Source organism: Stutzerimonas nosocomialis, from assembly GCF_005876855.1.
In the GTDB taxonomy this organism is placed as follows: domain Bacteria; phylum Pseudomonadota; class Gammaproteobacteria; order Pseudomonadales; family Pseudomonadaceae; genus Stutzerimonas; species Stutzerimonas nosocomialis.
Genome location: NZ_QLAE01000013.1, coordinates 61515 through 74651 on the forward strand (window position 1 = coordinate 61515; position 13137 = coordinate 74651).

Consider the following 13137-nt stretch of genomic DNA (forward strand, 5'->3'; position numbering starts at 1 on the left):
ACATGCACCTTCGTAAGCTCACGGCGCTCTGCAGAAGTGACCGCGTGGCTGTCATGATGCTCATCACGCTAATGCTGCTGTTACTGCTGGTCTTTAGCCTTGGGAAATCCCTGTTCTTTAATAGCATACCTATAGATGGGGCATTTCAGCACCTGAACCCGATGCGTCGTATCGCTGCGGGTGAGTTGCCTGGACAGGATTTTCATGTTTTCCATGGCTTAGCAATTTCGTACCTGCACTACCCACTGTATTTGCTGTTCGGTGAAACGTTATTCGCATCGGAAATGTCGCGTTATTTTCTTAATGGCTTAGCTGGCTATGCAGCGGTGTTGGCCCTGTTCGCCGGCTCCGAGCGCTGGCGGACCGCTCTGGTGCTGGCAGTGGCCTACGTAGTCTTGACCCGTCTGCTGGGACTTTTCTGGCTGACCGATCCTTTTGGCAATGCTTATTCGTCACTGGCGGTGCGCACATTAGTACCAGCGCTGGCTTTTGGCTACCTGCTCTATGCGAACAGGCGAGGTATGCTGGAGTCACATTCGGTAACCCGTATTGTGATGCCGCTGGCATTGGCCAGCGCAGCGGCAATGGTCGCGGCGACTGAGCAGGGGGCTGCCTTGTTCCTAGCATCCGCGGGCGGATTGCTGATCCTGCGAATCGGCCATTCAAGTTTGCTGGTTTGTCTGCGCGACGTGCTGGTGCTAGTGGTGGCTTCCGTGCTGCTTTATTTGCTGCTGGTCTTTGTGGCTAGCGGCGGCACACCGCTGGCAGCGCTGCGTTTCACTTGGCGCGATCTACCTTCCGACCAGTTCTGGTACTTCGGAGCCTATCCGAACATCTTCGCCCAGCGCTTCTCTGATCTGTTTTTGGTGCCTGGTACTAGCCGGCCGTTAACAGTATTTTTCGTCGCAGGATTGGCAACCTTGTGGGCATTGGCGCGCCTGCCGTTGCTTGGTGTGCCCGTTGAACGGCGAGCCAACAAGATTTGGCTGATGGCGCTCGCATACGGCTACGTGACGCTCATTTCCAATTTAGGAATGGTGTCATCGCACTACAGCGAGGCATTGCTTCGCATTTCAAGTGCATTTCTGTTTCTATCGGTTTTTGCCGTTGTGCGTCAGCATATAGGTGTTGACCGCTGGCAAGCCTGGCGCGCCCCTTTTGCTTGGGTGTTGGTGTTAGTGGTAATGCTGTTCCCTGGCCGTTTTCAAGGGCTGGCTTGGGCAGGGGTAGATCTGTACCGAAACTATCGGGAGACCGTTCTGCTACCTCGCCACTCCGGAGTGTTGCCGGTGGGGCGGGAATATCAAGGCTTGTTCGATGTGGCTGCGCGGATCATCCCCCCCGCGCCTCTTATGGGGGGCCGCCTAGATGCCGGGCCGCAACCAATTGCATCCACTGGCTACCTCCTAATAAGAGCGCCAGAGTCGGTGTTGGCTTCGTCGTTGCAACAGGGGGATTCGATCACGGTGAACGGTGTGTCCGAGACGTTGGCACAGGTGGCACCATCTCATGTACTGATGACTTCCAAAAATGCGGCCGAGCGGTACGAATTCCGCTATGTCGGGCGCGGTGGTCGCGAGATCCGCTTGGCGCCAACACCCTACTATTCCGCTATCTCTGGTCTCTGGCGCAACGGCGTGGCTCTGCCTGACGATAGGGGTGGATGTCTTATGGTGGAGCACAGCAGGAAGCTGCGCGGGGTGACGCGTCATCGAGTGGTACGCTTTGACGGAGAAGCGGAAGAGCGACAGGTCACTTCCATACACGGCAACATCCTCTGCGTCTCTGGCGAGCGGCTAGAGCCCTATACCCATGGCTTCCCTGTTCGCTTCACGGTGGCGGCCGAAATGGCCTTCAGCTTGCCGTCGTTCGAGCTGGCGGATTACCAAGGCACGGCCCGAGCCCTGTATGAGATTGAGCAAAAATCCAATTCGGCGGTGCGGACGCATGATTACTATGAGAGCTATCTTTGGGACCGTACCTATTCACAGTATAGTCATTCGCCTTTAGCCGCATACAAGCGTCAGGTGGCTCGCTGGGAAGGAGACCCTTGTGCTCCGGGGGAGCAGCCGACGCTATGGTCCACCTACACTGGATTCCTCGCCCTACAGGCGGAGGTGGTTAATCCGGCGCAAACCGACTACATCATCCATGCCTTAGGTAGCGATGCGCGCAAACGTTATGTCGAGCGATTCGCTCAGGTTCGCCCGACTTACGTGCACACCTTGCGTTCCTCGTATACCGCTTATGAACGATGGTTGCAGACTACGACTTGGGAGTTCTATCAACTTCTGCTGGCCAACTATGAGGTGGTGGGGCGTACAGCCTACAGTCTTATCTGGCAACGCAAGCCTGTTAACGGGAGCATCGCCTGGTTTGAACGTCCCGGTGCTATTTGTAAGGCCAGTCATGCGGCTTGGCACGATGCGGACTATGTCTGGGAAGGCGAAATCGAAGTCCCACCAGGCGCCCAGGAAATCGATCTCTCGTCACTCGTCGAGCCTTTCGGTACGGCGCATCAAGTGGTGTTGCTAGAGGTAACTTACGCGCAGCATGATCGCTACGAAGCAATACCTCTGTTGGGTAAGGCGGTGCGCTACGCATTAAAACCTATCGACACCGAAACGCCACTGCCGGTGGGATTGGCGCCTTACCATAATCGAGTTGTGTTTCCGCTGGTAGTGCGTCCGGGGGGCCGGCCGCGGCTCTCGCCGGAGGCGTATGCCTTGCTGGGAGGGGCCTCGCTGGAAGTCTTGCAGATTCGCTATGCTCGGGTAAATCAGGACGTCAAATCGCACCTGACTTTATTGTTGGACCATTAATAAATGGTGTCCCGGTTGTTATGGGCTGCGGGGCTGTATTTGCTGGGTACATCTTATCTAGCGCTGTTGCCGCCTTGGGAAGGCTACGACGAAATCGCACACTACGCCTACGCGCAGCAGCTAGGTAGCACTGGGACGGCTCCAAGCCTAAAGCAGGGGCGGCTTTCCCGAGACGTGGAAGCCTACTTGAATTCTGCGCCAGGGCCGTATAGCACGACGCCGCCTTTCGACCACAACGGCGGGCTGACCTATCGACAGTGGTTCGATGGGCCGAACGGCCGGGACCTCCCTCACTCCACACCCGTCGAGCCTCGTCGCTTCGAGGCGGGGGAGCGAGACAATTGGCAGGCTCAACATCCCTGGGGGTATTACCTGTTGCTGGCCCCTCTCGTCGAGGCGACGGCGGGTCTCTCATGGGCCGCGCAGCTCTTCGGACTGAGGTTGTTCTCTTGGAGCCTCGCCTTCGTCGGGTTCGTGATCTCGCTGATGGCCACGGAGCGCGCCGTACAGCGTTTTTTTCCAGACTCCGTACATGGATTCCAGTGGTTTTCACTGGCCTGGCCGCTAGTGTTTCCCGGCTTCTTTCCCGAATTTGCACGGATCGGCAACGATTCGCTGGTAGTGCTGATCCTGTCGCTGGTCTGGGCACTGGCGGTGCGGCGAGTGAGCGCGCCGGTCGCCTGGCCGTGGTATCTGGCGATGGGGCTGCTACTCGGTCTGGGTGGGCTGGTAAAAGTGACCTTCCTACCGCTATCCCTGGCTCTGTTGGCTTGGCTACTGTGGCTGGCCCTTCGCGCAGGGCCAATCGACCGGCGCCGGCAGCTGTATGGTGCGCTGCTCGCCAGCGGGCTCTTCGTTGCTTGCACTGGCTCCTGGTATCTAAACAACATGTTGGAGCGGGGCTCGCTGACCGGACTGGTCGAGTTGACCGACACGCCTTCTTGGACAGCCGCTCTCGGCCATCCCTTCGAGGTCTTAAAGGGAGTACTGGGCATCGCTCTGACTTTCGTCTGGGGCAGTTCGACATCCAGTGCGTACCCGCCGGTGTTCCTGGTGTTGCCACTCGTGGCGCCACTGGTGCTGTGCCTGCTCGGCTCGGTCCGGCTGTTCGCTTCGCCGTACCATGAGCTTCCGATGCTGGCCTGGCTGATGTTTGGGGCAGTCACCGGCGGGTTGGTCTACTATCTGCTGGTGCGGATCGCCGCGACGGGAGTGGGGGCTGGCGCTCCTGGCTGGTATTTGCACACCCTGATAGCGCCTCTGAGCCTGCTGTTTGGTGCAGGCTGGAGCGCGCTCAGGGCCTGGCTGCCGTGGGCGAGCCGTTGGCTCGGTCGTGTCTGGTTATTATATGCCGCCGGGTTTGCGGCGCTGCTGGCCTGGCTGCAGGCTGCGCTGTTCACTGGGTGCGCCGTAAAGACCGCGACGAGTCGGATCTATACCTTCGACAGCGGCGCCTGTCTGTTCGATCTGGCGACGCTGCATGCCCGGCTCGCCCTACTGACCTATCCCAGCGCCGGCTATGCCGTCCTGCTGCTGGCCGCAGTGGTCCTGCTTGTGGCGTTCCTGAAACGCGACGTCCCCGCCGCTGCGAAAGGCAAGCATGATCCTGCGTAACAGCCTGCTGAGCATCCTGTCGCTGGCGGTCCCGCTGCTTGTGGGGCTGTTCAGCGTGCCGCCGATCATTGAGGCGCTTGGGACCGAGCGCTTCGGCGCACTGACCCTGGCGTGGGCGATCACCGGCTATGTCAGCGTCTTCGACCTGGGTATCAGCCGGGCACTGACCAAGCGTGTAGCGGAGCTCGGCGGTCGCCTGACGCGGATACGCTCCATCGTCCGGCTAGGGCTAGTGCTGCTATTCGTGCTGGGTGCATTGCTGGCAGGGCTTATCGTGCTGTTGGCGTCGCTGCTAGATCGTCAGGGGTTCGGGCTAGGGGCGGATGAATATGCCCGCAGCCTACTGCTGATCGCGGTCAGCGTGCCCGTCGTCATCCTGGGGAGTGGCCTGCGGGGTGCCCTGGAGGGCATGCACCGTTTCGGTATTGTTTCCCTGGGCCGGCTGCTGTTCGGTCTGACCACCTTTGGCGGACCGCTGCTGGTACTCGACACCTCCCCCCGGCTCGACACGATCTTGGCGATCATGCTGCTGGGGCGCCTGGCCGGTAGTCTGATTATGGTCTGGGCTTGCCGCCAATACCTAGCCAAGGGGGACCTGAGCCTACGCAAGTATCGCGTTGAGGTCGGGCGTATGCTTCGTTTTGGCGGCTGGCTAACCGTGTCGAACCTGGTCAGCGCCCTGATGCTCTATATGGATCGCTTCCTTATCGCCTCCAGTCCACATGCGTCTTTCCTGGCCTATTACACGACACCCTACGAATTCGTCACTAAGCTGTTCATTCTGCCGTCTGCGCTGAGCGGGGTACTGTTCCCATACATGAGTCGCAACGCGCAGGAGGGGACCTCCAGTGTGCGCCTGCTGTTCTTGGGCAGTGGCTCGGTGTTGTTGCTCGTTACGCCGGTAGTGGCAGCGCTTGTACTGTTTGCCGAGCCGCTGCTGGGCTTCTGGATCAACCCCTCTTTTGCCGAGCATGCCGCGCCGGTGCTTCGCATCCTGGCTGCTGGCGTGCTGCTAAACAGCCTGGCGCAGATCTTTCAGACCTGCCTGCTCAGCCACGGAAAGGCCCGCTGGATGGCCAAGCTGCACATGCTCGAATGCCTGCTTTACCTGCCGGTCCTGTTCATTGCCCTGCAGCGCTTCGGTATCCTCGGTGCGGCCTGGGCGTGGACTCTGCGGGTGACGGCGGACGCGTTGCTCATGGCCTGGAAGTTGAACGCGTTGCAACCGACTCCTCGTCACCCTTGCTGGGCGCTAGTCGTCGCGGCGTTGGCAGTGTTTCCCCTGCTGCCGTTGCCGCCCATCGGGCTTGCATTGATGGCGTCATTGTGGGGGCTGTCAGTCGCAGGGTCTGTCCTGGCCGGCGGCGGTCTGCTCTATTGGTCCATGCATCGGTCTCGTATCACCGCGTCACATGACTGAGCGGAGGTGCCGAGGCCGAACGTTGTCAGACAACAGCGATTCACGGAAACGGTCTGAACGGAAGTGAAGCGAGATGCGAATTTTGCTGACTGGTAGTAACGGCTTCGTTGGGTCGGCCTTGGCGCAAGTGCTGGCCGACCGGCCCTTGGGCGAACTGGTGATGCCCGTGCGTTCTGCAGTCGAAGGTCGGCCGATGATCGACGAGATTGGCGCCACCACTGACTGGTCGGCATTACTGGATGGCGTGGGTGTGGTGGTTCACTGCGCGGCGCGCGTACATGTGATGCGCGAGACCGAGGCCGATCCGCTCACCGCTTTCCGCGCCGTGAATGTTCAGGGCACGCTGCGGCTAGCCGAGTCAGCCGCCGCCGCTGGGGTGCGGCGATTCATCTTCCTTAGCTCGGTGAAGGTCCATGGAGAGTCGAGCGGCGAGCGTCCTTTCCTGGCGACCGACCCACCGGCGCCTGCCGACTCATACGGATTGTCCAAGCTGGAGGCCGAGGAGGGCCTGCGTGAGCTGTCCGCCCGCACAGGCATGGGATTGGTGATTATTCGTCCACCGCTGGTGTACGGGCCGGGCGTCAAGGGGAACTTCCTCAGCATGACGCGCTGGCTAGCGCGTGGCGTCCCGTTGCCGCTGGGTGCCGTTCACAACCGGCGCAGCCTGGTAGCACTGGACAACTTGGTGGATCTGATCTGGACCTGTATCGCGCATCCGCAGGCGACGGGGCAGATTTTTCTTGTAAGCGATGGCGAGGACCTTTCCACCAGCGAGCTGCTACGGCGTCTCGGCCGGGCCCTGGGGCGCCCGGCCCGCCTGCTGCCGGTGCCCGCCAGGCTGCTGGAAGCCGGCGCTGGGCTGCTGGGGCGGCGCAGTGTGGTGCAGCGACTGTGCGGCTCGCTGCAGGTCGATGTGAGTGAGACCTGCGATCTGCTCGGCTGGGAACCGCCTGTCAGAGTGGACGAAGCCTTGAGGCAGGTGGCTCAGGATTATCTGCAGCAAGTGCGTGCGTGATGCTCTGATTGTTAATCGCGCCATTCGTTGCATTTCTCTATTTCTCCGGCGTTACAGCCGCTGCGAGCCTGCAGGTAGCGAGAAGTCTCGAGCCTTATCCGTTGCGCATAGGGCGTCGTGGCTGCGGTTGTGCCTGCCTATCGTGCTAGTTGTACTGACCGTTCGGTGATCTACCGGCAGGTGTGACCAGCGTCCCGAGGAACCCATCCCGATGCCCCGTCCAGCGTGACGGCCGTGGCGTGAAGGCCTCTGGGACGCGGTCGCGTGGGCGGCGGATATCAAAAAAGGCGCGTGGCGGTGAAAACTTCTGCGCGCCTTTCAGGTCCGATCAACGTCCGACGGGATACGTCGTTCCGAGCAAGCTTCACGCGATGAGTATTGCCGGCAGTACAGAGCGCCTGATCTCGGTGTTCGTACCGTGGACGTCGATTACTGATAGACGCCTGGACAGGCATTGGATGGAACTAGAGGGATGCATATGAAAGCTATCATCACCGGCATTACAGGTCAGGACGGTGCCTATCTGGCGCAACTGCTGCTCGAGAAGGGCTACACCGTCTATGGCACCTATCGCCGTACCAGCTCGGTCAATTTCTGGCGTATCGAAGAGCTGGGTATCGACAAGAACCCGAACCTGCATCTGGTCGAGTACGACCTGACCGATCTCTCCGCCAGCATCCGTCTGCTGCAGACCACCGAGGCGACCGAGGTCTACAACCTCGCCGCGCAGAGCTTCGTGGGCGTCTCCTTCGAACAACCGTTCACCACCGCCGACATCACCGGCATCGGCCCGGTGAACCTGCTCGAGGCGATCCGCATCGTCAATCCTAAGGTTCGCTTCTACCAGGCCTCGACCTCCGAGATGTTCGGCAAGGTGCAAGCCATCCCGCAGATCGAGAGCACCCCGTTCTATCCGCGCAGCCCCTACGGCGTGGCCAAGCTGTACGCGCACTGGATGACCATCAACTACCGCGAGTCCTACGACATCTTCGGGACCAGCGGCATCCTCTTCAACCACGAGTCGCCCCTGCGTGGCCGTGAGTTCGTGACCCGCAAGATCACCGACACCGTGGCCAAGATCCGTCTCGGCAAGCAGGACGTGCTCGAGCTGGGCAACATGGACGCCAAGCGCGACTGGGGTTTTGCCAAGGAGTACGTCGAGGGCATGTGGCGCATGCTGCAGGCCGACGAGCCTGACACCTTCGTGCTGGCGACCAACCGCACCGAAACCGTCCGCGATTTCGTCTCCATGGCGTTCAAGGCCATCGACGTGAATCTGGAGTGGAAAGGGCAGGGCGACCAGGAGCAGGCGTTCGACGCTTCGACCGGCAAGCTGCTGGTCAAGGTCAATCCGAAGTTCTACCGCCCGGCCGAAGTCGAGCTGCTGATCGGCAACCCCGCCAAGGCCAAGGAGAAGCTGGGCTGGGAGCCCAAGACCAGCCTCGAAGAGCTGTGCCGCATGATGGTCGAGGCCGACCTGCGTCGTAACGAGACAGGATTCTCGTTCTGATGGCGGACTCCGCCAAGCGGGCGTTGATCACCGGCGTGCATGGATTCACCGGCCGCTACATGGCGGCCGAGCTGGCTGCCCATGGCTATGAGGTCATCGGGCTGGGCAGCCGGCCCGGGAGCGAGCCTGGTTACTTCCAGGCCGACCTCACCGATGCCGCCGCGCTGCGCGAGCTGATGAAGGAACTGCAGCCCCAGGTGGTGGTGCACCTCGCGGCCCTGGCGTTCGTCGGTCACGGCGACGCCAACGGTTTCTACGAGGTCAACCTGATCGGGACGCGCAATCTGCTGGAGGCGCTCGCCGCGGCGAGCACACCGCCGGAATGCGTGCTCCTGGCCAGTAGCGCCAACGTCTACGGCAATGCGTCCGAAGGCATGCTCAGCGAAACCACGGCGCCGGCGCCGGCCAACGACTACGCGGTGAGCAAGCTGTCGATGGAATACATGGCCAGGCTGTGGATGTCGCGGCTGCCGATCGTGATCGCGCGGCCCTTCAACTACACCGGCGTGGGGCAGGCGGAGAATTTCCTGCTGCCCAAGATCGTTTCCCATTTTCGTCGTCGGGCTCCGACGATGGAGTTGGGCAATCTCGACGTCTGGCGCGACTTCAGCGACGTGCGCGCCGTGGTGCGGGCCTATCGCGGGTTGCTCGAAACCAGGCCGTTGGGGCAGACGGTCAACGTCAGCTCCGGGCGTACGCATTCGCTTCGCGAAGTGGTATCGATGTGCCAGGCGATTACCGGGCACGAGATCCGCATCGAGGTGAATCCGGCGTTCGTGCGCGACAACGAGGTGAAGACCCTCAGTGGCGATGCCTCGCGGTTGCGCGCGCTGCTCGGCGAATGGGATACGCCGCCGCTCGAAGAGACCCTGCGCTGGATGCTTGCCGCCGACTGAACGGCACGCTTTGCAGATTGCCGCGAATCGGCTGCGCCAGAGCGCAGCCGATTTTTCGTCAGTGCAGGTACTCCGGGCGCAGGATGCCCTTGAGATCGGCGAGGGGAATCTCCAGTTCAGGATGACCGCTGGAGTAGGGCGCGATGCTGTACACGTCGTACTTGAGCAGGATGCGGTCGTTCAGCAGGGCGACATGCGGGGTCGGCTGGAAGGGCCAGTGTTCGAGGAAGTCGGCGTCGCGGGCGTGCTCGTTTTCTTCCAGCCAGCGCCAATGGGCCTTTTCGGCGTGCCGCCAGAAGTCGGTGCTGGCGCCGGGCTCGAGCAGATCACTGAGCACCAGCTCGCGGTCCTGTTCGAGGTCGTAGTTGATGAAGCCGCGCCCGGGCATGCCATGGGCGCCTCCTTCGAACAGGTAGCTGGACAGCTCGATCACCAGGATCGAGCCGTGCTGCTCGCGCACCTTGGCCTGCAGATAGCTGGCCCAGCCAGGGGCGGCTTCCTGCAGGAAGCGCTGCCGGTAGGCATCGAGCGTGGGCGGGATCTGGTCGTCCGGGCGCGAACGGGTCATGGCGCGCAGGCGTGCGTCGATCAGCTGGTTCAATGCCGGTTCGTCGGCGAACTGCAGCGTATCGACGTTCACTAGGGGACAATTGTCGGCGGTGCAGCCTTGCGGCCTTTGTTCGGAGAGGACCTGTCGAACCTGTACCTGCGGTTGCCGTGTGTCGGGAGCCTGGCTCTGGCAGGCGCCGAGCAGCAGGACAAGTCCCGACAGAGCGAGGGCTCTGCATGTGAACGGTGATGTCATCGTGATGTGAAAGCTCCTGTATGGGTGCCGATTCGAACCTGTCGAGGGCGTGAAGTTCGCTGTGTCGCGCGGGTCGGTGCGTACCGCGGGGACAAAGGGTGTTTAGGGCTGCAGCTGGCGCACAGGCGCGCTAGGATGAGCTCAACAGGCTTGAGTGCCGCTATCGGCCGACCATCTACCAGAAATGCGAGAACCCATGATCGATACCTTCAAGCCCGAGCGGGATGATGTCGAGATCATCCGCCGGGAACAATGCTTCCAGGGCTTTTACAAGCTGGAGCGTCTGTATCTGCGTCATCGCCTGTTCAACGGGCAGATGGGTGCGGAGATCGATCGCGAACTGTTCGTGCGACACGATGCGGTCTGCGTACTGCCCTACGATCCGCTGCGTGACGAAGTGGTGCTGATCGAGCAGTTTCGCGTAGGCGCCCTGGGCAAGGCGGACAACCCCTGGCTCATCGAGCTGGTCGCCGGCCTGATCGACAAGGACGAGCAACCCGAGGAAGTGGCGCGCCGCGAAGCGGTCGAGGAGGCCGGGCTCGAGCTCGGCGCGCTGTGGCCCGTGACCCAGTATTTCCCTTCGCCGGGCGGCAGCGACGAGAAGGTGCATCTGTTCATCGGGCGTTGTGACAGCGCAGGTGCTGGCGGTGTGTTCGGCCTCGAGGAAGAGGGCGAGGACATTCGCGTGCATGTCTGGCCGCTGGAGGCCGCCCTGCAGGCGGTACGCGATGGGCGAATCAGCAATGCGGCGAGCATCATCGCGCTGCAGTGGCTGGCGCTGAACCGCAGCGAAGTCCGCGGGATGTGGAAATGAGACTGGTGCGCGAGCGCTACCGGGTCGACCTGCTGGAGTTGCAGGCGGCCTGCGAAGCCAACTATGCCCGCCTCATGCGCCTGCTGCCGGAAATGCGCAGCCAGTCGGAGGCGCGTCGCGTGGCGATCAGCCAGGGCGACCGGTTGCTGGGCGTGCTGGTGCTCGAAGTGCTGGAGGCCTGCCCCTATACCACCACGGTTCAGGTGCGCCAGGAGCATTGCCTGAGCTGGCTGCCGGTGCCGACCCTCGACGTGCGTGTCTACCATGACGCGCGCATGGCCGAAGTGGTCGGTTCGCAGAACGCGCGGCAGTTTCGCGGCATCTATGCCTATCCCAACGCGCATATGCATCAGCCTGACGAGAAGGCGCAGCTCAATCTCTTTCTCGGTGAGTGGCTTGGTCATTGCCTGGCATGCGGTCACGAGCTGGAGCCTGTGATGTAGAGCATCCGGGCGCCTGCCGGGCCGTCGTTCGACGGCGTTCGAACCTTCCGCTCGCGAGGGTTCTGCATCAGCCGCCAATGCCTACTGGCATGCGGTCTTCCCGGTATTCATGACGCTTTTTTTAACTGCCACTACAAATCTACTTCTGTGATCGGTGCCCCGTTTCCTGCACTTACCCTGCGGCGCGTATGGCACCATAATTCCACTGCGAAATACGTCCCGAGGAGAAGGGTCTTGGTGAGTTCGACCCCCACAACAGCTGCTGATTCGGTGCTGCTGGTGCAGCTGACCGACAGCCATCTGTTCGCCGATCAGGGCGGCAAGCTGTTGGGTATGGATACTGGCTACAGTCTGGATCGGGTGATCGATCTGGTGCTCGACGAGCAGGACGATATCGATCTGATCCTGGCCAGCGGCGACCTTTCCCAGGACGGCTCCGTGTCGTCCTACCTGCGTTTCCAGGCCCTCACTTCGCGCATTCCCGCGCCCGTGCGCTGGTATCCCGGCAACCATGACGAGGCCGATGCCATGCGCGCCGTCGTCGCGGACAGCGACCTGATGGATCCGGTACTGGATCTGGGCCGCTGGCGAATCATCATGCTCGACTCCCAGATTCCGGGCGCGGTGGCGGGCTATCTGGCCGACGAGCAGCTCGAATTGCTCGAGCGCTCTCTGCGCGAGGCGCCCGAGCGTCACCATCTGGTCAGTTTCCATCATCATCCGGTCGAAATCGGCAGCCGCTGGATGGATACCATCGGGTTGCGCAATGCCGGCGCCCTGTTCGAGGTGCTGGACCGCTACCCCCAGGTCCGCGCCGTGCTCTGGGGGCATATTCACCAGGAATACGATCAGTGGCGCAACGGCGTGCGGCTGCTCGCCTCGCCGTCGACCGGCATCCAGTTCGCCCCGGGCAGCGACGACTTCCTCGTCGATACGCGCTCGCCGGGTTACCGCTGGTTGCGCCTGCACGACGACGGGCAGCTCGAAACCGGCGTGTCGCGCGTCAGCGGCATCGATTTCAAGGTGGATTACAGCGTCAAGGGATACTGAGGATGGCGGCCGACGCGCAGCGCCGCTTGCCCGGTTACACCTCGTGTCAGTCCGGCCGGTGGGTTCGCTTGCAGCCATCGTGCCGGGGCTTGTAGCCTTCCGCCTTTACCCCAGGCAAGCCGAGTCCGAATGTCCCGCGATCCTTCGTCCATTCTCTATCTTCACGGCCTCAACAGCTCTCCCGCCTCGCAGAAGGCCCGCCAGCTGAGCGCCGCGTTCGAGCGCATGGGGCTGTCGGACCGGCTGCGGGTACCTGCGCTTCCTCATCATCCACGCGAGGCGATCGCCCAGCTGGAGGGCATCATCGCCGAGCTAGGGCGCCCGGTGCTGGTCGGCAGCTCCCTCGGCGGCTACTATGCGACCCACCTTGCCGAGCGCCACGGGCTCAAGGCGTTGCTGATCAATCCGGCGGTCAACCCGCATCGCCTGTTCGATGGCTACCTGGGGCCCCAGACCAACCTCTACAGCGGCGAGGTATGGATGCTTACCGAGGACCACGTCGCCGCGCTTGCCGAGCTGGAAGTGCCCGCCCCGGCCGACGCCCAGCGCTATCAGGTCTGGCTGCAGACGGCCGACGAAACCCTCGATTACCGTCACGCCGAGCGTTTCTACGAAGGCTGCGCCCTGCGCATCCAGGCTGGCGGCGATCATGGTTTCCAGGGCTTTGCCCAACGGCTGCCAGCGCTGCTGGCATTTGCCGGCCTCGACCCCGCGCGTTGGCGCGACGTCGATTTTTCCGATCTATAAG

Annotated in this window: 11 protein-coding genes; 10 read left to right on the top strand and 1 reads right to left on the bottom strand. The window is 62.0% G+C overall.

Going from position 1 to position 13137, the window contains the following annotated elements:
- Positions 1-2: 2 nt before the first annotated feature.
- The 6 genes from DN824_RS10420 (at position 3) to DN824_RS10445 (ending at position 9277) form a co-directional block, all read left to right on the top strand.
- Positions 3-2822 carry a hypothetical protein gene (locus DN824_RS10420; RefSeq protein ID WP_138408339.1) on the top strand — a complete coding sequence of 940 codons (2820 nt, stop codon included), beginning with the start codon at positions 3-5 and terminating at the stop codon, positions 2820-2822.
- Between the two features lie 174 nt (positions 2823-2996).
- On the top strand, positions 2997-4436 hold the full coding sequence (locus DN824_RS10425; RefSeq protein ID WP_138408340.1) for a hypothetical protein: 1440 nt from the start codon (positions 2997-2999) through the stop codon (positions 4434-4436).
- The gene (locus DN824_RS10430) at positions 4423-5856 is read left to right on the top strand and encodes a flippase (protein WP_138408341.1); all 1434 of its coding nucleotides are present in this window, start codon (positions 4423-4425) and stop codon (positions 5854-5856) included. Before DN824_RS10425 ends, DN824_RS10430 begins: the two co-directional genes overlap by 14 nt.
- 73 nt (positions 5857-5929) lie before the next feature.
- Positions 5930-6871 carry a UDP-glucose 4-epimerase family protein gene (locus DN824_RS10435; protein WP_138408342.1) on the top strand — a complete coding sequence of 314 codons (942 nt, stop codon included), beginning with the start codon at positions 5930-5932 and terminating at the stop codon, positions 6869-6871.
- Between the two features lie 478 nt (positions 6872-7349).
- Positions 7350-8381: a GDP-mannose 4,6-dehydratase gene (gene gmd, locus DN824_RS10440; RefSeq protein ID WP_138408377.1), complete on the top strand. Its 1032-nt coding sequence runs from the start codon at positions 7350-7352 to the stop codon at positions 8379-8381.
- A complete protein-coding gene (locus tag DN824_RS10445; RefSeq protein WP_138408343.1) occupies positions 8381-9277 on the top strand; it encodes a GDP-mannose 4,6-dehydratase in 897 nt (298 codons plus the stop codon). Before gmd ends, DN824_RS10445 begins: the two co-directional genes overlap by 1 nt.
- Before the next feature lie 58 nt (positions 9278-9335).
- On the opposite strand, the gene DN824_RS10450 is transcribed toward DN824_RS10445, so the two are convergent.
- On the bottom strand, positions 9336-10082 hold the full coding sequence (locus DN824_RS10450) for an RsiV family protein (protein WP_138408344.1): 747 nt from the start codon (positions 10080-10082) through the stop codon (positions 9336-9338).
- Between the two features lie 196 nt (positions 10083-10278).
- Between DN824_RS10450 and DN824_RS10455 the strand changes: the two genes are divergently transcribed.
- From DN824_RS10455 to DN824_RS10470, 4 genes are all read left to right on the top strand, one after another.
- A complete protein-coding gene (locus tag DN824_RS10455; RefSeq protein ID WP_138408345.1) occupies positions 10279-10896 on the top strand; it encodes an NUDIX domain-containing protein in 618 nt (205 codons plus the stop codon).
- Positions 10893-11339, top strand: a complete 447-nt coding sequence (locus DN824_RS10460; protein ID WP_138408346.1) for a DUF1249 domain-containing protein — start codon at positions 10893-10895, stop codon at positions 11337-11339. Before DN824_RS10455 ends, DN824_RS10460 begins: the two co-directional genes overlap by 4 nt.
- Positions 11340-11576: 237 nt before the next feature.
- The gene (cpdA, locus tag DN824_RS10465) at positions 11577-12389 is read left to right on the top strand and encodes a 3',5'-cyclic-AMP phosphodiesterase (protein WP_138408347.1); all 813 of its coding nucleotides are present in this window, start codon (positions 11577-11579) and stop codon (positions 12387-12389) included.
- Positions 12390-12518: 129 nt separating this feature from the next.
- Positions 12519-13136, top strand: a complete 618-nt coding sequence (locus DN824_RS10470; RefSeq protein ID WP_138408348.1) for a YqiA/YcfP family alpha/beta fold hydrolase — start codon at positions 12519-12521, stop codon at positions 13134-13136.
- Position 13137: the final 1 nt, after the last annotated feature.